21 protein-coding genes and 2 other annotated features are annotated in these 21,199 nt (G+C 34.8%); of the genes, 1 reads left to right on the forward strand and 20 read right to left on the reverse strand.

Annotated features, from left to right (window positions below; translation table 11 throughout):
- Positions 1-45: 45 nt before the first annotated feature.
- The 13 genes from rpmA to A9178_RS09025 form a co-directional block, all read right to left on the reverse strand.
- Complete coding sequence (gene rpmA, locus A9178_RS08965) at positions 46-336, reverse strand: 50S ribosomal protein L27 (protein ID WP_068674482.1); 291 nt, start codon at positions 334-336, stop codon at positions 46-48.
- On the reverse strand, positions 337-672 hold the full coding sequence (locus tag A9178_RS08970) for a ribosomal-processing cysteine protease Prp (protein ID WP_068674484.1): 336 nt from the start codon (positions 670-672) through the stop codon (positions 337-339).
- Positions 673-684: 12 nt separating this feature from the next.
- Positions 685-993 (reverse strand): 50S ribosomal protein L21, encoded by a 309-nt coding sequence (rplU, locus tag A9178_RS08975; RefSeq protein ID WP_068674486.1) that lies wholly within the window; start codon positions 991-993, stop codon positions 685-687.
- A 12-nt stretch (positions 994-1,005) separates the two neighbouring features.
- Positions 1,006-1,232, reverse strand: a sequence feature (ribosomal protein L21 leader region).
- Between the two features lie 89 nt (positions 1,233-1,321).
- Positions 1,322-2,182 (reverse strand): site-2 protease family protein, encoded by an 861-nt coding sequence (locus A9178_RS08980; RefSeq protein ID WP_068674488.1) that lies wholly within the window; start codon positions 2,180-2,182, stop codon positions 1,322-1,324.
- Complete coding sequence (locus A9178_RS08985) at positions 2,169-2,936, reverse strand: M23 family metallopeptidase (protein WP_068674490.1); 768 nt, start codon at positions 2,934-2,936, stop codon at positions 2,169-2,171. Before A9178_RS08985 ends, A9178_RS08980 begins: the two co-directional genes overlap by 14 nt.
- Positions 2,937-3,152: 216 nt before the next feature.
- Positions 3,153-3,953 carry a septum site-determining protein MinD gene (minD, locus tag A9178_RS08990; protein WP_068674492.1) on the reverse strand — a complete coding sequence of 267 codons (801 nt, stop codon included), beginning with the start codon at positions 3,951-3,953 and terminating at the stop codon, positions 3,153-3,155.
- Positions 3,946-4,632 (reverse strand): septum site-determining protein MinC, encoded by a 687-nt coding sequence (gene minC, locus A9178_RS08995; protein WP_068674493.1) that lies wholly within the window; start codon positions 4,630-4,632, stop codon positions 3,946-3,948. Before minC ends, minD begins: the two co-directional genes overlap by 8 nt.
- 203 nt (positions 4,633-4,835) lie before the next feature.
- Positions 4,836-5,363, reverse strand: a complete 528-nt coding sequence (mreD, locus tag A9178_RS09000) for a rod shape-determining protein MreD (RefSeq protein ID WP_068674496.1) — start codon at positions 5,361-5,363, stop codon at positions 4,836-4,838.
- Positions 5,360-6,238, reverse strand: a complete 879-nt coding sequence (gene mreC, locus A9178_RS09005; RefSeq protein WP_068674498.1) for a rod shape-determining protein MreC — start codon at positions 6,236-6,238, stop codon at positions 5,360-5,362. The genes mreD and mreC overlap by 4 nt, the downstream gene beginning before the upstream one ends.
- Before the next feature lie 11 nt (positions 6,239-6,249).
- On the reverse strand, positions 6,250-7,290 hold the full coding sequence (locus A9178_RS09010) for a rod shape-determining protein (protein ID WP_068674500.1): 1,041 nt from the start codon (positions 7,288-7,290) through the stop codon (positions 6,250-6,252).
- A gap of 199 nt (positions 7,291-7,489) precedes the next feature.
- Complete coding sequence (gene radC, locus A9178_RS09015; RefSeq protein ID WP_068674502.1) at positions 7,490-8,179, reverse strand: RadC family protein; 690 nt, start codon at positions 8,177-8,179, stop codon at positions 7,490-7,492.
- A gap of 177 nt (positions 8,180-8,356) precedes the next feature.
- Positions 8,357-9,250, reverse strand: coding sequence for an SPOR domain-containing protein (locus tag A9178_RS09020; protein WP_068674504.1), 894 nt, complete (start codon positions 9,248-9,250; stop codon positions 8,357-8,359).
- Positions 9,251-9,414: 164 nt separating this feature from the next.
- Complete coding sequence (locus A9178_RS09025; RefSeq protein ID WP_068674506.1) at positions 9,415-12,063, reverse strand: valine--tRNA ligase; 2,649 nt, start codon at positions 12,061-12,063, stop codon at positions 9,415-9,417.
- A gap of 46 nt (positions 12,064-12,109) precedes the next feature.
- Positions 12,110-12,344 (reverse strand) — a binding site (T-box leader).
- Between the two features lie 182 nt (positions 12,345-12,526).
- Between A9178_RS09025 and A9178_RS09030 the strand changes: the two genes are divergently transcribed.
- Positions 12,527-12,715: a hypothetical protein gene (locus tag A9178_RS09030; RefSeq protein WP_068674508.1), complete on the forward strand. Its 189-nt coding sequence runs from the start codon at positions 12,527-12,529 to the stop codon at positions 12,713-12,715.
- A 216-nt stretch (positions 12,716-12,931) separates the two neighbouring features.
- Here the strand turns inward: A9178_RS09030 and A9178_RS09035 are convergent, their stop codons facing one another.
- The 7 genes from A9178_RS09035 to hemA form a co-directional block, all read right to left on the reverse strand.
- Positions 12,932-13,942, reverse strand: a complete 1,011-nt coding sequence (locus A9178_RS09035; RefSeq protein ID WP_068674510.1) for a protein kinase family protein — start codon at positions 13,940-13,942, stop codon at positions 12,932-12,934.
- A 150-nt stretch (positions 13,943-14,092) separates the two neighbouring features.
- A complete protein-coding gene (locus A9178_RS09040; RefSeq protein WP_068674512.1) occupies positions 14,093-15,346 on the reverse strand; it encodes a LysM peptidoglycan-binding domain-containing protein in 1,254 nt (417 codons plus the stop codon).
- Positions 15,347-15,471: 125 nt separating this feature from the next.
- The gene (gene hemL, locus A9178_RS09045) at positions 15,472-16,758 is read right to left on the reverse strand and encodes a glutamate-1-semialdehyde 2,1-aminomutase (protein WP_068674514.1); all 1,287 of its coding nucleotides are present in this window, start codon (positions 16,756-16,758) and stop codon (positions 15,472-15,474) included.
- A gap of 15 nt (positions 16,759-16,773) precedes the next feature.
- Positions 16,774-17,748 (reverse strand): porphobilinogen synthase, encoded by a 975-nt coding sequence (gene hemB / locus A9178_RS09050; RefSeq protein ID WP_068674516.1) that lies wholly within the window; start codon positions 17,746-17,748, stop codon positions 16,774-16,776.
- Positions 17,748-18,515: a uroporphyrinogen-III synthase gene (locus A9178_RS09055; RefSeq protein ID WP_068674518.1), complete on the reverse strand. Its 768-nt coding sequence runs from the start codon at positions 18,513-18,515 to the stop codon at positions 17,748-17,750. Before A9178_RS09055 ends, hemB begins: the two co-directional genes overlap by 1 nt.
- Entirely contained in the window at positions 18,512-19,441 is a 930-nt protein-coding gene (gene hemC, locus A9178_RS09060; RefSeq protein ID WP_068674520.1) for a hydroxymethylbilane synthase, read from the reverse strand. The genes A9178_RS09055 and hemC overlap by 4 nt, the downstream gene beginning before the upstream one ends.
- A gap of 200 nt (positions 19,442-19,641) precedes the next feature.
- Entirely contained in the window at positions 19,642-21,018 is a 1,377-nt protein-coding gene (gene hemA, locus A9178_RS09065; RefSeq protein WP_068674522.1) for a glutamyl-tRNA reductase, read from the reverse strand.
- Between the last annotated feature and the right edge of the window lie 181 nt (positions 21,019-21,199).

The following is a 21,199-nucleotide window of genomic DNA, read 5'->3' on the forward strand; positions in this document are numbered from 1 at the left end:
AATTAAAAAAACTCCAACCAACAATTTGGCTGGAGTTTTATTTTTTTACGCTTCTTGTGCAGCTGGATAAACACTAACTTTTTTGCGATCACGACCATAGCGTTCGAATTTTACAACACCATCAACTTTAGCAAAAAGTGTGTCATCCCCACCTCGGCCTACATTCTCACCTGGGTAAATTTTCGTACCGCGTTGACGGTATAAAATAGAACCACCAGTTACGAATTGACCATCAGCACGTTTTGCTCCAAGGCGTTTTGCTTCTGAGTCACGACCGTTCTTAGAACTACCAACACCTTTTTTCTGTGCGAAAAACTGTAAGTCTAAACGTAGCATTTATTCCACCTCCTCATTTATTCGAATAAAATCACCATATTCTTGCTCAATAGTCTTTAAGGAAATAAGCATTCCTTCGAAGAGAAGTTGTGCTTTGTTCATTATAGAAGTGTCAAGTCCATCTGGTATGGTTACATACAAATAACCACCTTCTGATCCCTGGTCAATTCCTAATTCCAATTCACACAATTCCATTACTGCATTAACAGCACCAAAAGAAACTGCTGATACTCCTGCGCACACTAGGTCAAATCCATACGGACCGCTGCCAGCATGTCCAGAAAGTTCAAATGCGTTAATTTGATTTTTCAGCCGATACACAGTAACTTGAATCATACACTTATATCCTTATGCGTTAATTTTTTCGATAACTAATTTAGTATATGGTTGACGATGACCTTGTTTACGATGATAGTTTTTCTTAGCCTTGAATTTAACTACTGAAATTTTCTTTTGACGACCATGTTTTTCAACTTTAGCCGTAACAGTAGCACCTTCAACAAAAGGAGCTCCGACTTTAACGTCATCTCCACCTACGAAAAGAACTTTTTCAAAAGTTACAGATTCATTTTCGCCTGCAGCAAGCTTTTCTACATAAATTGCTTGGCCTTCTTCAACTTTGAATTGTTTACCACCTGTTTCGATAATTGCGTACATAATTGCACCTCCTTAATTACTCAGACTCGCCATTTAGGTACTAACTAGAGGTTGTTCAAAAAGTCCGGTGAAAATGACACTTCGCATTTCTTCGTTGGCAAGACTCACCGCTCCTCACGTATTAATTGCATACGTTCCGGTGCTCAAAGCTACGCCGCCTCGAACTGCTCGGTCCTTTTCATCCTCCTATTTGAACACATAATAGTTTTAAAACCTATTCTGTGCGGTTGTAGCACTGGTGCTACGATAAATAACATATTGATGTTATCATCTATGGAACTCCTTGTCAAGAAGTAGTTATTTAAAAAGGCATAACTTTATTCTACGGCTAAGACGTGTTAAAGACTTCCCCTATTTGGCTGTTATGTTGTTTATCATTAAAATAAGAGTACAGACAGTCCGTTTCATCTACAACAATTCTATCATGATTTGCGAAGTTAATATAAATTGAATGTTTGATTTCTCTTCTAAATTGAGAAAATACATCCATCAATTTTAAATTGGATGTTACTTTTATAGGCTCAACCTTCGAAACATGGGAAGATCCTTCATAGCGATTTAATAAAAACCGTATAAACACATAGTATCTCTGTTTCCAGTCTTTCCAATTTTCCATTATTAAAAAGAGCATGATCATCACTGTACTTAAAGTAAATGAAAAAAGGCCGAGTTGTAAAATCAAGAAAATAAAACTTACTATGATAGATGATATAATAGTGATTTGATAAGCCTTCTTGTATGGTAAATATTTAGAGAGGATTAACATTAATAGTTTACCACCATCTAAAGGCCATATTGGTATTAGGTTAAACAATAGAATGATAGAATTATAATGAATTGCTATGTTAATAATATTTTCTGGTATCGGGGAAATAAAGGCTAAAAAAAACAAAAACAGGTGTATAATGACGTGTTGAAATGGTCCAGCTACCGTTACAAGTGCTTCTTCTTTTATCGAGCGATTCCCATGTTCATCAGTATCCAATACTCCTCCAAAAACCCACAACATCATTCCTCGAATTCTCCATTTAAAATGTCTTGCCATAAAAAAGTGACCAAGCTCATGAATAAATACGATAGATAAAATAATGAACAAGTCAATAAATGTTCCGGTAATAAAAGAAATGATAATGAAAATGATTAATATAGGATGTAGATGAATTTTAGGTAAGACATTAAGGCTTTTCATCAACCTGAATCACCTGGACCGGATCAATAAATTTATTATCTTTTTCAATTGAAAAATATACCATTTCATTATCACTAGAAGGTTGGAATGTTCCTAATGGTTGATTACTTACAACATATTGATATAAATGGACATCTATATCGCTTAAATGACCATAACTAGATGTAGTTCCATCTGCATGCTGTACAACCACGGTTTTTTTCGTTTCTTTATCTTTTCCAGCAAATATGACAATTCCATCACGTAATGCGGAGACTTCCGTTGTTTCTTCTGGAGCAATTTTTATTCCTTTTCCGTTCACATGAAATGACTCGGCTATATTCCCGTTTACTGGTAGAGCCATTGTTTCCGCAGTTTGTGCTTGTGCGGGTAATTCCGGCGAAAAAGCTAAAGGGCTTCCAAATGCATCACGATACCACTCACTTACTTGTGCAAAAGGAAATTCCTTTGTGAGAGCACTACTTGTCCATTGTTTAGGTGTATCAAGTGCTTCTGAATCTGTCTCATGAAGTAATGCTACACCTAAAAACAACATCACTGACAACATTCCCTTTAAAATAAAACCAGTCACTAAAGTTCCCTTTTTTTCTGATGGACTTACATCTTCTGAAAAGAAAGGATAATAACCATGTTTTTCCTCGTCTTGCGGAAATGCTGGGTAAATCTTTTTCATTTCATTTCCTTTTGAAATAGGACCTCTTAATTTCTTACGTTTTTCAATTGCCTTTCTTACCTTTTTTACTCCATTATCCATATGCCTCACTATCCTTCATCACATTTGTACAAGTATATGTGATATTTGTTAAACATATGAGTAGAAAAAACAAGAAGAGGCTGGGACAAAGATATTTTAACCACATGAAAACCGAACTTGATTGAGCGAATAATTGATCCGGAAATATACTTCGCTTTAATACTCATTGTTCGTCTTTAAGGTTAAACACTTTAGTTATGTCCCAGCCTCTTCTAGTTAGGCTCTTATTCCAAAAAACTTCTTCATTTTTTGAAACATACCTTTTTCATTTTCTAACGGTTGTAATGGAACCGTTTCTCCTAAAATTCTTCGCGCAATATTACGATAAGCGATAGATGCTTTTGTATTAGGGGTTAAAGCAACTGGTTCGCCTCTATTTGAAGCTTTAATCACTTCTTCATCATCTACAACAATACCAATTAAATCAATCGAAAGTAATTGGACTATATCATCAATATCGATCATGTCACCCGATTTCACCATGTGATTTCGAATACGATTGATAATAAGCCTTGGAGACTCCTCCATTTCCTCTTTTTCTAGTAAACCAATAATTCGGTCAGCATCTCTAACACTAGATTTTTCTGGTGTTGTGACAACTATTGCTCGATCAGCCCCTGCGATAGCATTTTGAAACCCTTGTTCTATTCCAGCAGGACAATCAATAATTATGTAGTCATACTCTTGTTTTAATTCCGCTATTATCTTTTTCATTCCTTCTTGAGTAACAGCTGACTTATCACTGGTTTGTGCAGCAGGAAGTAATGATAGATAATCAAAGCGCTTGTCCTTAATAAGTGCCTGCTTTAATTTACATCGTCCCTCAATAACATCTACAATATCATAGATGATGCGATTTTCTAATCCCATTATAACATCTAGATTTCTTAAGCCAATATCTGTATCTATTAAACATACTTTTTTCTCCATTAAAGCTAGAGCTGTTCCTATATTAGCCGATGTAGTGGTCTTACCAACACCGCCCTTACCAGAGGTAATAACGATTGCTTCACCCATTCTGTACTCTCCTTTCAAATCTGCTTAACTCTTTACTTTTATGTAAAAGAATTTGCAGCCTATCAATGATGATCTTGTTTTGTTCCCTATCCACAAGACCACACTCCATGTACACACCCTCGGATTCATAGTCAGGAGCCCGACTAATATAATCAGCTATTCTAAGCTGCGTCGGTTTCATATAAGAAGCTACGATGCAAGAATTACGATCGCCCTCCACACCTGCATGAGCAATTCCAAATAAATTCCCCATGATGTAGATATTTCCAGTCGAAATTACCTTCCCTCCAGGATTAACATCACCAATTAGGAGTAAATCCCCTTTTACTTCTAATTCTTGACCCGATCGAACGATTCGATTGATAACTTTTATTTTACTGTCATCTTTCCATTTTAAAGCATCTTCTTTTCTAATTACTTCGGATTCAATAGAATCAATCTGAAAACCGTTAGCCTCATTGATAATTTCATTAAGTTGCCTATCTTGATCGCCTTGTAAATAACGATTACCCAATTTAATTTTAACAGAAACAATGGGATCCTCTTTTTTGGGTTTATTTTTTGTTATTTTTTCATGAAGCTCTTTAATTGCTTCACTAAACGAACACGATTCGTCAATAAAAAGAGTTAACCCTTCCCTCGTTCCTTTTATTGTGATTAATTGTTTCTTATCTTGCACAATAAGTTCACCTCATTAATCCTACCCATTTGCCTATTTTTTTAGCAGTGGCTGGGACAAAAGCATTTCAATCTAGTAAAACCAAACATGATAGGAGCTAATAACTGCTTCGGAAATACCCTTCACTTAGATAGTACCTTGTCCGCCTTTATAGTTTAACACTTCAGTTTTGTCCGAGCCTCTACATAAGTACAATTAAAATACTAATCCCAGTTTAATTCACTTCCCCATTTAATGAACCTTTTTACTAGAAGGAAATACATAAGGAGAAAGAATATTATATTCAAAAATACAGTAGGGAGTAAACGGTTCAACCAGTAATGCTCCCAGCTTAAATGGATAACTCCAACTAAACTATAAATAAATGTAATTAATAAGTCACAAAGTACAAGCCCAAAAATACTAAATAAAAAAGTTACGAAAAAATTTCCATGAAGAAATCTTTTAGAAACATGAACTATATATATAACTATACCATAGGAAAACATGTATACACCTAAAATACCAGTATAGACAATGTCTATTAATAAACCAAATATGAATGCATATAAAATAGCATTATAAGACTGTCCTCTATCAAAAAACATCTCTACTAATATTAATACGATTAGAATCCAATGTGGCACAAACATTTGATCACCTAACAAAATACTAGGTGGTAGAAACTTTATAGCCACACCTTCTAAAATAAGAAACAGAAAGAGGAATAAAAGGATATATATTCGTTTCATTCCTCTTCCTCCTCTTCCGCTTCTAATTCTGTTGCATCGCGATCTAATACCATGACATGGTTAATATCATATAAATTAGCAGCTGGTTCCACTAACGCTGTTCTAGTTAATCCATATTGATCCGGTACTACGTCTTTCACTTTTCCAATAACAATACCCGCTGGAAATACTCCTCCCATTCCAGAGGATGCGACAAGTTCACCTTTTTTTAAGTCTTTATCTGATTCTTCAATAATTCGGAACATTAAAGTACCAGTCTCATTGTCAAATCCTTCAATCATTCCAAAAATATCTTTCCCTTTGTCACGGGAAATCATAGCAGAAATCCGGTTAAATTGGTCAAATCCCGTTAGTAACTGGACCTTTGATGTGTATTGCTGTACGGTTTGTATTTTTCCAACCATGCCTTCAGCAGTTCTAACAACCATGTTTTCTTTTACTCCATGTTGTTTTCCCCTATTGATTGTAACCTCATCCAACCAGCGTTCCGGCGATCTCGAAATAACAGTGGCCTGAATCGCACGAAAATCTCTTAACAAATCAGATTCTGTTAATTCAAGTGCATCTCTTAATTCCTTATTTTCTTCCTTTAACTCTTGAACCTCATAAATTAGACCTTTATATTGTCCCAATTGCTCTCTTAATATTTGGTTTTCACTATATGTGTTTTTAATGTCATCAATATTAGTAAAAATTCCAGTAAAAAATGTTACTGGTACATGAACTATATTTTGAACCCATCCTACAGTATCATTGATAAACTGTTCAGCAATCGTTACATTTTCTCTATCTCTTAACGAATATCCAATTAGTGCAACTAGCACAATAAATCCAATTAAAAAAATTAACAAACGTTTATTTCTGAAAAACGGCATTACTACACCTCTTAATTTGTAGAAGGACGAGAAGATACATTGGGATGGGTACGAAAATGTTTAATGTACTCTAATGATTTCCCTGTACCAATCGCCACACTATCTAAAGGATTTTCTGCAATAAATACGGGCATCTTAGTCTCATCACTTATTACTTTGTCTATATTTTTTAATAACGCTCCCCCACCAGATAATACTATTCCACGATCCATTATATCTGCAGCCAATTCGGGCGGAGTTTTCTCCAATGTTCCCTTCACTGCTTCAACAATAGAATCTACTGTATCTTTTAAGGATGTCGCAATTTCTTTTGAAGTAATTGTTATCGTTTTTGGTAATCCAGTTATTAAATCTCGTCCTCTTATATCTAGTTCGGCATTTTCTATCTGATTACTTGCAGATCCAATTTCCATTTTAATGGACTCAGCAGATCTCTCTCCTATTAATAAACTATATTGTTTACGTATATAATTAATAATTGCTTCGTCCATATCATCTCCAGCAATACGAATGGATTGACTAGTTACAATACCACCTAATGAAATAACTGCTACTTCAGTTGTTCCTCCACCAATATCAACAATCATACTACCAGTTGGTTCCCAAACAGGTAAACCAGAACCGATAGCGGCTGCAAAAGGTTCTGAAATTGGAAAGGCATCTTTTGCACCTGCTTGTTTTGTAGCATCTATTACAGCCCGTTCCTCAACCATCGTTATCCCCGAAGGTACGCAAACCATAACATTAGGTTTACTAGCAAATAACGAACGTTTTTTCATAGCTTTCTTTATGTAATATTTCATCATTACGGAAGTTATATCATAATCCGCAATAACACCATCTTTCATAGGGCGAATAACAGCAATATTTCCCGGTGTACGACCAATCATATTTCTAGCAGCAATTCCAACTGCCTCAACTTCGCCTGTTTCTTTATTCTTTGCAACAACAGATGGTTCTCTAACTACTATATCTTTTCCCTTTACAAAGACCAATGTATTGGCCGTACCTAAATCTATTCCGAAATCTTGTGAAAAGCTCAATTGTCCCAAATATATCTCCCTCTCCAGTTCCATCATCAACGTATAACAGGTTTACTATATCGATTAAATTTGGAAGATGCAAACATTCCTGTTTTTTCATGAAAAACCGTCATTACATCTTAAGTAGCGCCAAATTCAATAAGATATCGAAAAGGCGCTACATGTTTTAGTCTATATAATTATACGAAAAAAATTCTAAATTGGATAGCTATAAATATCCTTTTTCTTTTAAAGATATAAATTTTCTATCCCCAATAATTAAGTGATCTAAAAGTTCTATACCAATCATCTTTCCAGATTCAACTAGCCGTCTAGTAACATGAATGTCTTCTTTTGATGGTGAGGGATCGCCGGAGGGGTGATTATGAGCAACAATAATTGAGGCTGCTGATCTTTTTACCGCTTCTCTGAATAGTTCCCTTGGGTGAACTATTGAAGCATTAAGACTTCCTATAAATATAGTTTGTCTATGAATGACTTGGTTTTTTGTATCAAGAAATAGAGCAACAAAATGTTCCTGTTTCAGACTTCTCATTTCTTCCATAATATAATCCGCTCCGTCGTCTGGGGAACGAATAATATATTTATCATCTGGTTTATATTGATTCATTCTTTTCCCCAGCTCTATTGCAGCTAATAGTAGTACTCCTTTTGCATCACCTATTCCCTTTATTGCCGTCAATTCCTCGATAGTAGCATCTGTCAACAATTTTAACCCTTCAAAATGCATTAATACCCTATTGGATAATGTTATTACGGATTCTTCCTTCGTTCCACTTCCTAGTAAAATAGCAAGTAATTCTTGATTAGATAAATGTCCTGCACCATGCTTTAATAAACGTTCACGTGGTCGATCTTCTTTTGGTACATCTTTAATCATAATAGTCTGTCCCGACATTTTTAAACCCCTTTCCAATTATATACTACCCATGATACTTGACTCATAAAGATTCTTACAAGTAACCAAAAAGTATATTTTGAGGCTATAAAAATGATTAGAAACAAAAAAATACTTAAAGGTTTTTTTAATTCTTAAGCAATATATTAGCCAAAACAAAGAAACAGACAATCTTAATTAATTGTCTGTTTTATTTATTACTTTTTCATATTCGAACATTAAATTTAGTAAAAACTTTTGTCCTTCTAAGCCTGATCCAGATTCCAATTGTTTGATACTATTCGTTAGTGACTCCAACTTATCGGAATTAGTCTTTTTTGCTAATTCCTCCCAATTGGCTTTAGATATATTATCCGGCTGCTTCGCATTATCTTTCCATTTTTGTTGAAATTCCACTAACCATTCGTGCTCATCTTTAGTTAATCCAACATTTCCTTGTTTAGTTTCCCATTCTTTTATATATAAATCATAATTAATATCTAGTTGATTCACGATAGATTCTGCTTTTGCCTTTGATTCAGTAAGTCCTAATAACAGAAAATATTGATTATCCCGATTCCAAATCATAACTGGTAAACCACTATTCGAAAAGTTTTTTGCCCAATCTTCCGCATTCTTTAGCTCCGAAAAAACACCTGCTTGTAAAACAAAACCATGTAATGATTCTAAGGTAAAGGTTGATGTTTCTGCAGCATTCGCAGAATTATCTCCATTTGTTTTTTCTTTATCATTATCTGCTTGGTTCGCTGAAGGTATACTTAATGATTCTTGATTATTAAATCCGTCTTTTACGTCGATTAATACTTGGAACATAATCACACTTAAAATAGCACCGATAAAAATTGCAGCAATGATCGCAGTTAAAATTGGCTTTAATAAGGGATGTTTACTTGATTTCTTTGGTTTTGCTTCTGCTAAGATTGATTTCCTTTCAAACGTTGTTATCGGATTATCATCTGACTCGTGAAGGGTAGCAGCTGATTCACGCTTAGAAGAATTGATATCTTGTTTTGGGTATTGCTTAATTACTTTTCCGTTCTCTTTTATAATGATTTGCTTCTTCTTGTCCATTGAGTATCCCTTTCCTATACTAGAGTCGTTTATCCCAATCTAGCATAGCGCAATTAAAAAGTAAGACGAAAGTTGTCACCCTATTAAAAAATCGTATGTCATAACATGTGATTTCTCGACATATGAAAATAGGGAACAGAGTAAATCCTCCGTTCCCATTCTCATTAATTTTTTAATTCCTCAAGTCTAGCTTTTACTTTTGCTTGCTTGTCCAAATAATCTTGCTCTTTTCGTTTTTCTTCATCAACCACAGCTTGTGGTGCTTTATTTACAAATCCTTTATTAGCAAGTTTCTTTTGTACACGGTCTACTTCTTTATTCCATTTTTCGAGTTCTTTTTCTAATCGTTTTATTTCCTTATCGAAATCAATTAAACCTTCGAGTGGTAAATAAATCTCTGCTCCAGTAACTACCGCGGTCATTGCTTTTTCAGGTACATCAACATCTTTAGCAATAACCAATTCACTAGGATTACAAAAATGTTCTAAGTACATTCTGTTTTGTTCTAATTCTTTTACTACATTCCCATCCTCAGCTTCCACAAGCATCTTAATCGGTTTAGACATTGGCGTATCTACTTCAGCACGAATATTACGAACAGATTTAATAATGGAAACAAGTCGTTTCATCTCATTTGATGCTTGCTCATCATGAAATTCCTCTTTCGGTTCAGGCCATTTTGCTACGGTAATGGAATCCCCTTGATGAGGAAGTTTTTGCCAAATTTCCTCGGTAATAAATGGCATAAATGGATGAAGCATGCGCATCGTTTGATCTAATACATATGCCAACACAGAGCGTGTAGTATTTTTCTTCGCCTCATCATCCCCGTATAATGGAATTTTTGCCATTTCAATATACCAATCACATAGCTCATCCCAAATGAAGTTATATAAGTGACGTCCAGCTTCCCCAAATTCATATTTATCTGTATTTTTCGTTACGTGTTCGATTGTTTCATTCAATCTTGTTAAAATCCATTTATCTGCAAGTGATTTCTCACCAGATAAATCAATATCTTCGAATGTGAAACCTTCCATATTCATTAATGAGAATCTAGAAGCATTCCAAACTTTATTCGCGAAATTCCATGTAGATTCGACTTTTTCCCAATAGAATCGCAAATCTTGTCCTGGCGTCGAACCAGTTAATAAGAAATATCTTAATGAATCTGCGCCATATTTATCGATAACATCCATTGGATCAACCCCATTACCTAAGGACTTACTCATTTTACGTCCTTCTGCATCACGGATTAATCCATGTATTAAAACATCCTTAAATGGTCTTTCGTTCGTAAATTCTTTAGATTGGAATATCATTCGTGCTACCCAGAAGAAAATGATATCATAGCCCGTTACAAGAACATCTGTTGGGAAGTAACGTTTAAAGTCTTCCGATTCTTCATTAGGCCAACCCATGGTAGAAAATGGCCAAAGGGCAGATGAAAACCAGGTATCTAATACATCTTCATCTTGTTTCCAATTTTCAATATCCGCCGGTGCTTCTTTTCCAACATAGACTTCGCCTGTTTCTTTATGGTACCAAGCTGGAATTTGATGACCCCACCATAACTGACGAGAAATACACCAATCACGGATATTTTCCATCCAATTTAAGTAAGTTCGTTCAAATCGTTCCGGTACAAAGTTCACTTTTTTATCTTGATCTTTTTGCAATTCAATAACCGCGTCTGCTAATGGTTGCATTTTAACGAACCATTGAGTTGATAAGTAAGGCTCAACAACTGCACCGCTTCTTTCAGAGTGTCCAACTTGGTGGATACGTTCTTCGATATTAAATAATACTCCCATGTCCTGAAGATCTTTTACGATTTGTTTTCTACATTCAAAACGATCCAAACCTTTATATTTCCCAGCATTTTCATTCATCGAACCATCTTCATTCATCACGAGAATACGTTGTAAGTTATGTCGATTACCGATTTCAAAGTCATTCGGATCGTGTGCAGGGGTTATTTTAACTGCCCCAGAACCTAGCTCCATATCAACATATTCATCAGCTACTATTTCTATTTCTCTACCCACAATTGGCAGGATGACGGTTTTTCCAATTAAATGTTTGTATCTATCATCTTTAGGATGGACAGCAACAGCAGTATCCCCTAGCATTGTTTCAGGACGAGTAGTAGCAATTTCAATCGTCTCATCACTATCTTTTATCGGGTAATTCATATGATAGAATTTACCATGTACTTCTTCATAAATTACCTCTATATCAGATAGAGCTGTTTGCGTAGTTGGATCCCAGTTAATAATATATTCACCACGATAAATAAGCCCTTTTTCGTATAATTTCACAAAAACTTCTTTGACAGCATCTGATAATCCTTCATCTAATGTAAAGCGTTCTCGTGAATAATCTAAGCCAAGTCCAAGCTTTTCCCATTGAGAGCGGATAAAGTCTGCATACTCTTCTTTCCACTCCCATGCTTGTTCCAAGAATTTTCCTCTACCTAAATCATAGCGGCTTTTTCCTTGTTCTTTCAATTTAGCTTCAACTTTTGCTTGGGTAGCTATCCCTGCATGGTCCATTCCCGGTAACCACAATACATCAAATCCTTGCATACGTTTCATTCGGGATACCGTATCCTGCATCGTCGTATCCCAAGCATGTCCTAAATGCAGTTTTCCAGTCACATTGGGTGGTGGAATAACGATAGAATAAGGCTCTTTTTCTGGATCATTTGTGGCTTCAAAAAATTTCCCATCTAACCAAAATTGATAGCGTCCCTTTTCTACTTCCTGGGGATTATATTTTGGGGGAAGATTAGAATATTCATTTTCACTCATTACATTTACCTCCTAATATTTAACATCATAAAAACCCTTTTCATCCAAAAAGGACGAAAAGGGTTGATTTTCGCGGTACCACCTTTGTTTATTAATCAAAATAAAAATGATTAATACACTTCATTCACATAACGGCATTTTTACCGGCTTCTCCTACTACAAGTTCAAAGAAGCTGCATCATGGGCGACCTTCTAAAATAAATAATCCTAGGAAATTTTCAGCGCTAGATTTCCCTCTCTGAAAGTGTTTATTTTGTACTCTTCCCAATCACTGCATTTTATTGATACTATATTTAAACATATTTTATAGTTAACTTAGGATTTCGTCAAATTATTTATCCCTATTTTTTCACAAATATGGTGTAAGTATACATATTATATAGTAAATCTCCAATTAGTGGGAGTTAGTACTCTTAACTCGTAAAATGTTAATTAATTTACTGTGGAAAATGAGGTGATTATTATGGGTAGATATTATCGATATAAGTTACCACCGTGGGCAAGAAAATGTATTTTTATTATAGAAAAAGTGACATTACCTATTTTATTATTTCAACTCATTCGAACGATTTTCTTTCCATCTACTTTTGATTTAATATTATTAGGGATTTTAGTCGGGCTTTTAATATGTTTTTATTTACGATGGATTTAAAGAGGATGTTCAAAAAACTCCGGTAAAAATGACACATCGAATTTCTTCGTTGGCTTGCTATTCCGCTTCTCATGTACCGTTTAATGTACATTCCGGTACTCACAGCTACGCCATCTCGAATTTCCGACGCACAGGACGTGCTAGTGTCGGAGTTGCAGCAGGACGTTGCGTTCTTAGCCGACTCGGTCCTTTTTATCCTCCTTTTTGAACACAGATTTAAACTTCTAAATCATCTAAATCTAACGTTTCATATTCTTTTTCTATGAACGCTGACCATTTGATACCAAAGATAATTTTTCTGAATTCATGTTGAATGCTTTTTATATGCTGTATTTCTGATTTATTTTGGACGCCTCGCACATATTCATAAATAATTTGTATATAATTCGTTGGCGATAGTAAATATATGGAAAAATACTGAAGCTCTGATAAGGTTAATTCATTTGTATCTGTATATGAGGAAAAAGAATCAATATAAAGATTAGTAGAAGGATTAAAACGGCCAATTTCATTTTGGAAAAATAAGATTAAGTCCATAACTGGATGATCATAACGAGCAGATTCCCAGTTTATAAAATATGTTTGTTTAATATGTGAATAGTCTAATCGATAATGACATAATGAAGAGCTCCATGTTAACTTCTCTTCCTCAAACACATTTATAAAGCGATGGACACGCTTATCTACTTCAATAAATGCTTGATCAATGTCACGAAAATGAGTACAGACGAGCAGCTCAAATGGTGACATATACTGTTTTTTTTCGAATTGGTGAATAAATGTAAGTAATTGCTTTCTCATTTCTCTACAGTAGTTTTGAAACGAAACAAATTGATTGGAAATCGTTTCTATATCAATTTTATGAGTCCGTTTAGTATTCCAATGTAATTTTGCCAAAGTTTCATAGAAGTCGGAAACCCACTTAGAGTCCATTTTTTTATTTGTATCATTAATCCACGGTGATAAATAAAATATAGTTTGTTCTCGACGATAATATAAATTACCTTCTTTTGTTAAATATACAGGTAGCACTGCATCTATATTTTTGGAATTTGAATATCGGTAAATAGCTTCCCAATGTTTCACCATTTCTTCAGTTAAACTACTTCTCTTTAGTGCATATTCTCTATGATGATCTTTAATATAATAGAGTTGAGATGTTACTTTGTTGATCTTGAGTGGATCAATATTATATGCATTCAATACATTCGTAATATTATCTTCCATGAGTTCACCACCTTTTAAAACTTACGTTCGTCGGCTTTTTCGGCCGTTGCCTTAGTTATACTTATACCAATCATTATGCTTTCCAATCTGCTAAAATTAGATACCCCTTGAATAATTTCAAGGGGTATCTCCGTTTTCATTCATTAAACCTTACTTTTTAGAAGGTATATAAAGTAACTGTCCTTCTGCTACATCAAAATCATCCTCTAACTGATTTTGTTTTATGATTTGTAATGGACTTACTTTAAAGCGTTCAGAAATTGTTTCAATAGTATCGTCTTTCTGAACGATACAAAGCCTCATCTTTGTATATTCTTCTTCAGTAGAATTACGGAAAATATCAGATAAGTAAGTAATGTCCCCTTCACTTCGAGAATCAGGTTCATATTTTATTTCAGTAGATTCATCTTCTACTATTTCTTCATATTCCTCACTTTGCCCTTCAGATGATTCTGTAGTTGAATCTTGTTTATTATGGTTAAAGAATTCAGCTAAGGTTTGCGTCTGAGTCTTAAAAGACCATCTACCCTCTTCTACGGTGTTTTCCGAGCCCTCTGTTTCTTCCGTTTCTTCTGTCTCTTCCATTTGTTCCTCTTCATCCCTATTTTTTTCTAACGTAGGAGTTTCTGCTATATTTACTAATTCGGGTTCTTCTTGTTCCTCTTCTTCTCTATTTTCTTCTAAAGCAGAAGTTTCTGCTATACTTACAATTTCGGGTTCTTCTACTCGCTCCTCTTCATTTCTATTTTCTCCTAAAGTAGGAGTCTCCGCTATACTCGCAATTTCGGACTCTTCCTCTTGCTCTTCCTGCTTTTGTTTAATTTCAAATTCAAAAGTATCTTCCGTTTCTCTTTCCATTAAAACAGATTCTTCTTCCGCAACCTTTTCTGGAATACTTGAGACATCTTCTTGTACAGGCAATTCTTCTTGATGAACATCTTCCACACTATTATCTTCTACTCTACTAAATCCTGCTTCCTGATTAATACCATGTATGGCTATTGTGGAAAACATTTTTAGTTGAGTTTGCTCAGGTATTTCGTAATCAAATGCTTGCACACTTACTAATACATCGTCTAAACTACTTACACGATAAGTAGGGACAGATATTTCTACCGGAAAGCGATGTGTAAACTCTGCATTTTCTTCATCCATATCAGCTACATTTTCTATATATCTCTTCGCTTCATGATTAAATTCTTCCAAACTTTCTTCTAAAATAGTTGCTTTTTTATAATTTCCCGTTAATTCTATTACACCTCTAATGGAGATATAGTCTTCATTATTCTGTATAGTAATTTCAGGATCCAATGATATTCCACGTAATTCTTCCAATTCCTGTCCTTTTTCAAAATATAACGTTTCATTTAATTCAAAAGTAAATACCGATTGTTCAGCCGACAAACTGACTTCCTCCCTCCTAAGCATTTTCTAATATGCTTAATGTGTCTTAATCATGTATATGAGAGAGCGTTTTTAGTTATGCATGAAAAAGGCTATCCCCAGATTAATTGGGAATAGCCTTTAACTTATTTTAGCTTGGAAAACGCTTTTCGTACGGCTTCGATAGTTTTTTCGATATCAGCATCTGTGTGTTCAGTTGACAGGAATAAACCTTCAAATTGGGAAGGTGGTAAAAATACTCCTTCTTCAATCATTGCTTGATAATACTTAGAAAAATATTCTAGATTAGATGTTTTTGCAGCTTCGAAATTAATCACTTTCTCATTGGTAAAGAATACACCTAACATAGAACCAACCCTGTTAATATGGAGGGGAATTTCGTAATCTTCTGCCGCTTGTTTATATCCCTCTATTAACCGATCGGCCTTTTTATTTATTTCCTCATAAGACTCTTTGGTTAAAGCTGAAATTGTTTCAAAACCAGCTGTCATAGCTAATGGATTTCCTGATAATGTTCCCGCCTGATAAATAGGGCCAGCAGGGGCAATTTGCTCCATTATTTCACGTTTTCCGCCATACGCACCAACAGGCAAACCACCACCTATGACTTTCCCTAGGCAAGTTAAATCGGGATTAACATCAAAATATCCCTGTGCGGAATGGTATCCAACACGGAAACCAGTCATAACCTCATCAAAAATAAGTAAAGAACCATTTTCTTCTGTGATTTTTCTCATTTCTTGTAAAAAGGCTTTTTCTGGTGGTACTACTCCCATGTTGCCACAAACAGGCTCCATAATTACAGCAGCAATATTTTCACCATATTTTTCAAAAGCTAGTTTAACACTATCTAAATCATTAAATGGTACCGTAATTGTGTTACTAGCAACAGAACTAGGGACACCGGGACTATCTGGTAAACCTAATGTAGCAACACCAGAACCTGCCTTAATAAGTAAGGAATCCCCGTGACCATGATAACTGCCTTCAAATTTCATTATAAAATCTCTACCAGTGTATCCTCTAGCAAGCCTTATTGCACTCATCGTTGCTTCTGTACCTGAATTTACCATACGGACCATTTCAACGGATGGAACCCGTTCAATTACAAGTTTAGCTAATTTATTTTCTATTTCAGTATTTGCACCGAAGCTCGTCCCTTTTTCTACTACTTCTTTTAGCCTTCCGACTACCCGTTCATTTGCATGACCTAAAATAAGAGGTCCCCAACTAAGTACATAATCAATGTACTCGTTACCGTCTACATCATATATTTTTGATCCTTTTCCTGATTCCATTACAATCGGAGACATGTTTACTGATTTGAAAGCACGAACAGGTGAATTTACACCACCCGGTAGTAAATGAACAGCTTCTTCATATATTTCATGAGACTTTTCAAAATTTCCCACTGATTACACCTCCACTTATTTATCTTCTTTTAACCAAGTTGCAACGTCTTTAGCAAAATACGTTAAAATAATATCAGCACCTGCACGTTTCATAGAAGTTAACATTTCCATAACGATTTTTTCTTCATCAATCCAGCCATTTTGTGCAGCTGCTTTAATCATTGCATACTCACCACTAACATTATAAGCAACAACTGGCACATTTACATGATTGCGTACATCTCTAATAATATCTAAAAAGGATAAGGCAGGTTTTACCATAATAAAATCTGCACCTTCTTCAATATCAGATTCAGCCTCACGAATAGCTTCCAAACGATTTGCTGGATCCATTTGATATGTTTTACGATCACCAAATTGAGGTGCACTGTCAGCAGCGTCACGGAATGGTCCATAGAATGCAGATGCATACTTTACAGCATATGACATAATAGGAATACTTTCAAATCCCGCTTCATCTAGAGCTTGACGAATAGCCACAACAAAACCGTCCATCATATTAGATGGGGCAATAATATCCGCTCCGGCTTTTGCTTGAGAAACAGCCGTTTTAGCTAGAACTTTCAATGATTCATCATTATCCACATCATGATTGTGAATGACACCACAATGGCCGTGGTCGGTATATTCACAAAGACATGTATCTGCGACTACTAATAAATCTGGGTATTTTTCTTTTACTAAGCGTGTAGCTTTTTGAACAATTCCATCATCAATAAAAGCACCCGTTCCAATTTCATCTTTTGCAGTAACTACACCAAAGAACATAACTGCTTTAATTCCTAATTCATAAACTTCTTTTATTTCACCTAGTAATAAGTCCATTGAAACTTGGTAAACTCCCGGCATGGAAGGAACTTCATTACGAATATTATTCCCTTCTATTACAAACATGGGATATATAAAATCATCCACACGCAAATGGTTTTCTCGTACTAATGAACGCATGGAAGCGGATGAACGCAATTTTCTATGTCTTTTGAAATCCATTATATATGCTCCTTTTTATTTATATAATCAATCATAATATCAATCATTGCATCTACAGTAAAAACCTTTGGCGTTAATATGTTAGAAAATCCCTTCTCCTTTGCCTTGTTTTCTGTTGTTGTTCCAATACAGACACATGGTTTATCGACTAAATATCCTGATAACTCAAAATAAGCATCAATCGTGGATGGACTTGTGAATGTGATAAAATCAAATTCCGTTTGTAATGTGTCATTTAATAAATGTTTACTGTTGGAATTTAGAGTTGTCTTATAAACGTATAGGTTTTTAAATGGTATACTCGCTTTCGTCAATTCATTCGGAAGAACATCTCTAGAGAGGTTACCACGAATAAGTAGAACTTCTCCTGGTTTTTGATTTTCGGATAAGAATTCTTTGCTCAGTGTATCCGCATCATAAACAGAAGGCACAATATCTGCCGAATAACCATATTCCATTAATTTCTGATTCGTTTTTTCTCCAACTACTGCGATTTTTTTTGATTTTAATATTTCATGTGAAACTTGATGTTTATCAGCCAATCGAAAAAAACATTGTACACCATTAGCACTCGTGAAAATAAACCAATCAAAACGTTCCAATTGTTTTATGATCTGCTTATTCTCATCACAATCATGACAACCAACTTGCAACAAAGGAACTTCAATTGGTATACCACCGAATTGATTAATTTTATTGGAGAAGATTTTCCCCCCTGTATCCTCCCTTGTCACTATAATCCTTTTGTTTCTTAAAGGGGCAATCATTGATCAAGCTCCTCTTTAACTCTATCTACAATTTCCTTGGCACCTTGATTTATTAATAATGTAGCTGCCTCTTCACCAACCGCTTTTGGTTCAGTACCGCGAACAACTTCTTTTAAAATTGTTTTACCGTCTGGTGTGCCAACTAATGCAGTTAACACTATTTCATCCTTTTCTAAATAAGCATATCCACCAATAGGAACTTGGCATCCACCATCTAATAAATGAAGAAAAGTTCTTTCAGCTGTTACAGTTCTAGTTGTGTAACTATCATTAATCTTATTCAATATTTCCCGAATTTCCTGATCATCTTCTCTACATTCAATTGCTAAGGCGCCTTGTCCAACCGCGGGAACAACTACTTCAGGTTCTAAGTACTCCGTTACAATTCCATTATCATGTCCTGCACGTTTTAATCCAGAGGCTGCTAAAATAATAGCATCATAATCTTCTTCACGAAGTTTTCGAATTCTTGTCTCAATATTTCCACGAATCCACTTAATATTTATATCAGGTCTTACCTTTAAAATTTGCGCTGCACGACGCAAGCTACTTGTACCAACAATAGCTCCATCTGGTAAATCTTTTAAAGCGATATTATTTTTAGATACAAAGGCATCACGAGGGTCTTCTCTAACTGGTATAGATGAAATAACAAGCCCCTCTGGCATGACAGATGGCATATCTTTCATACTATGCACCGCAATATCTATTTCTTTATCATACATTGCCTGTTCAATTTCTTTAACAAATAGACCTTTTCCACCAACTTTAGATAACGTGACATCTAAAATACGATCCCCTTTTGTCACGATTTCTTTTATCTCAAATTCGTTTGAGACACCGGCCTCTTTAAGTTGGTTAATAACCCATTTCGTTTGTGTTAATGCTAAATTACTTCTTCTTGATCCTACGACGATTTTTCGCATGAATAAATCCTCCTGAGTCGTGTTACATTAATAAAGTTTAATGATAACACGTATATTTTAACTCTTTTACTACTATTTGAAAAATGATAAGATACGTGCAGGTAAAAACCAGAAAGCTTTAGGCCTTCTGGTTTTTAACAGAGAAAACAATGTATAAGGTTTTAGGCTTAATTGCACTTACGTTTTATTCCAGAACTTTATTAATTTACACCTGAAATTCTTTCAAAATGTGGAAATGAAATATATTCACTTTTTTGAAGAGACATTAACGTTTCGTCTTTTTTTGCCTGTTTTACAAATTCTTCCCTTACTTCTTTCTCAATACCAAAAATCTCAATAAAAAGTTCAAGGGCATGGTCTGCATGACTTCCTCCAGCCATTTCTTTCGCTTGTGTAATTGGCTCTTTCAACAATTGATTAATAATACTTTTCGTATGTTTATTTAATACCTTTTTCTCACGTTCCGTAAGATCTGGCATTTTTCGTTCTATACTTTTCATCGTTTCTTTCTGAATCGACTGAGCTTTATTTCGAAGAGCAGATATAACTGGTACAACTCCCAATGTTTTTATCCATTCTTTAAACATTACAATTTCTCGTTCAATAATTAGTTCGATTTGTTCAGCCGCTTCTTTTCTAGCTTCTAAATTATGATCGATAACTCCTTGTAAGTCATCAATATCATAAAGGTGAACATTATCCATACCACTTATGCTTGCATCAATATCACGTGGAACTGCAATATCTATTAAAACAATAGGTTTATTATTCCTCTTTGCTTGAATTTTTTCAATCATTTCCCTTGTTATAATAACAGATTTTGAACCAGTTGAACTAATCAGAATATCAATTTCTTCTAATACACTTTCTAGACTATCAAGGCCAACAGCATTAGCATCGAATACTTCAGCTAATTCTTTCGCTTTTTCAATGGTACGGTTGATTACTGTTATTTCTGTTACACCTGAACCTTGTAAATTTTTAGCTGCTAGTTCACCCATTTTTCCAGCGCCCAAGATAGCAACATGTTTCTCGCCTAGATTTCCAAAAATATTCTTCGCTAATTCAACTGCAGCATAACTTATAGAAACAGCGTGTTCTCCAATTCCTGTTTCTTTATGGGCGCGTTTTCCAAATGTAATGGCTTGTTTAAATAGTTCATTAAAAATGGTACCTGTTGTGCTTATCTTTTGCGCTTGAAGAAAAGCATCTTTTACTTGCCCTAATATTTGAGTTTCTCCTAATACCATTGAATCTAATCCAGCTGAGACACGGAATAAATGTTCTATTGCACCATCATTTTCTACTATTTGTAGATAAGGAGAAAACAACTCTTTTTCTACCCCAAACCAATCAGCTAAAAACTTTTTAATATAATATCGACCAGTATGAAGTTGGTCAACAACAGCAAAAATTTCCGTACGATTACATGTAGAAATAATAACATTTTCCAAAATACTCTTTTGTTTTTTAAGTTCGTTCGTTGCCTCTTCAAGGGTGCTCTCTGGAAAAGTAAGTTTCTCCCTTATTTCTACAGGGGCTGTTTTATAATTAAGTCCTACTTTAAGAATGTGCACATTGACGACCCCCAAAAAATACTTTATCTTTTACGAAATGACATATATTTACATTGTAACATAGTTTTATAACATCAAATTCTGCAAATGTGAAAAGAATTTGAATCAATTTTTATATAAGAACCCTTATTATTTTAACTCGAAAGTACTTTATCATACAATATATTTATAAGCAAGGAAT

The organism is Oceanobacillus sp. Castelsardo, assembly GCF_001659985.1.
GTDB lineage: Bacteria > Bacillota > Bacilli > Bacillales > Amphibacillaceae > Oceanobacillus.

Excerpts from the sequence above, each read along its gene's own strand:
- rpmA (WP_068674482.1), bottom strand. The coding sequence starts at position 336 with ATGCTACGTTTAGACTTACAGTTTTTCGCACAGAAAAAAGGTGTTGGT.
- A9178_RS08970 (WP_068674484.1), bottom strand. The coding sequence starts at position 672 with ATGATTCAAGTTACTGTGTATCGGCTGAAAAATCAAATTAACGCATTT.
- rplU (WP_068674486.1), bottom strand. The coding sequence starts at position 993 with ATGTACGCAATTATCGAAACAGGTGGTAAACAATTCAAAGTTGAAGAA.
- A9178_RS08980 (WP_068674488.1), bottom strand. The coding sequence starts at position 2,182 with ATGAAAAGCCTTAATGTCTTACCTAAAATTCATCTACATCCTATATTA.
- A9178_RS08985 (WP_068674490.1), bottom strand. The coding sequence starts at position 2,936 with ATGGATAATGGAGTAAAAAAGGTAAGAAAGGCAATTGAAAAACGTAAG.
- minD (WP_068674492.1), bottom strand. The coding sequence starts at position 3,953 with ATGGGTGAAGCAATCGTTATTACCTCTGGTAAGGGCGGTGTTGGTAAG.
- mreD (WP_068674496.1), bottom strand. The coding sequence starts at position 5,363 with ATGAAACGAATATATATCCTTTTATTCCTCTTTCTGTTTCTTATTTTA.
- mreC (WP_068674498.1), bottom strand. The coding sequence starts at position 6,238 with ATGCCGTTTTTCAGAAATAAACGTTTGTTAATTTTTTTAATTGGATTT.
- radC (WP_068674502.1), bottom strand. The coding sequence starts at position 8,179 with ATGTCGGGACAGACTATTATGATTAAAGATGTACCAAAAGAAGATCGA.
- A9178_RS09020 (WP_068674504.1), bottom strand. The coding sequence starts at position 9,250 with ATGGACAAGAAGAAGCAAATCATTATAAAAGAGAACGGAAAAGTAATT.
- A9178_RS09025 (WP_068674506.1), bottom strand. The coding sequence starts at position 12,063 with ATGAGTGAAAATGAATATTCTAATCTTCCCCCAAAATATAATCCCCAG.
- A9178_RS09030 (WP_068674508.1), top strand. The coding sequence starts at position 12,527 with ATGGGTAGATATTATCGATATAAGTTACCACCGTGGGCAAGAAAATGT.
- A9178_RS09035 (WP_068674510.1), bottom strand. The coding sequence starts at position 13,942 with ATGGAAGATAATATTACGAATGTATTGAATGCATATAATATTGATCCA.
- hemB (WP_068674516.1), bottom strand. The coding sequence starts at position 17,748 with ATGGATTTCAAAAGACATAGAAAATTGCGTTCATCCGCTTCCATGCGT.
- A9178_RS09055 (WP_068674518.1), bottom strand. The coding sequence starts at position 18,515 with ATGATTGCCCCTTTAAGAAACAAAAGGATTATAGTGACAAGGGAGGAT.
- hemC (WP_068674520.1), bottom strand. The coding sequence starts at position 19,441 with ATGCGAAAAATCGTCGTAGGATCAAGAAGAAGTAATTTAGCATTAACA.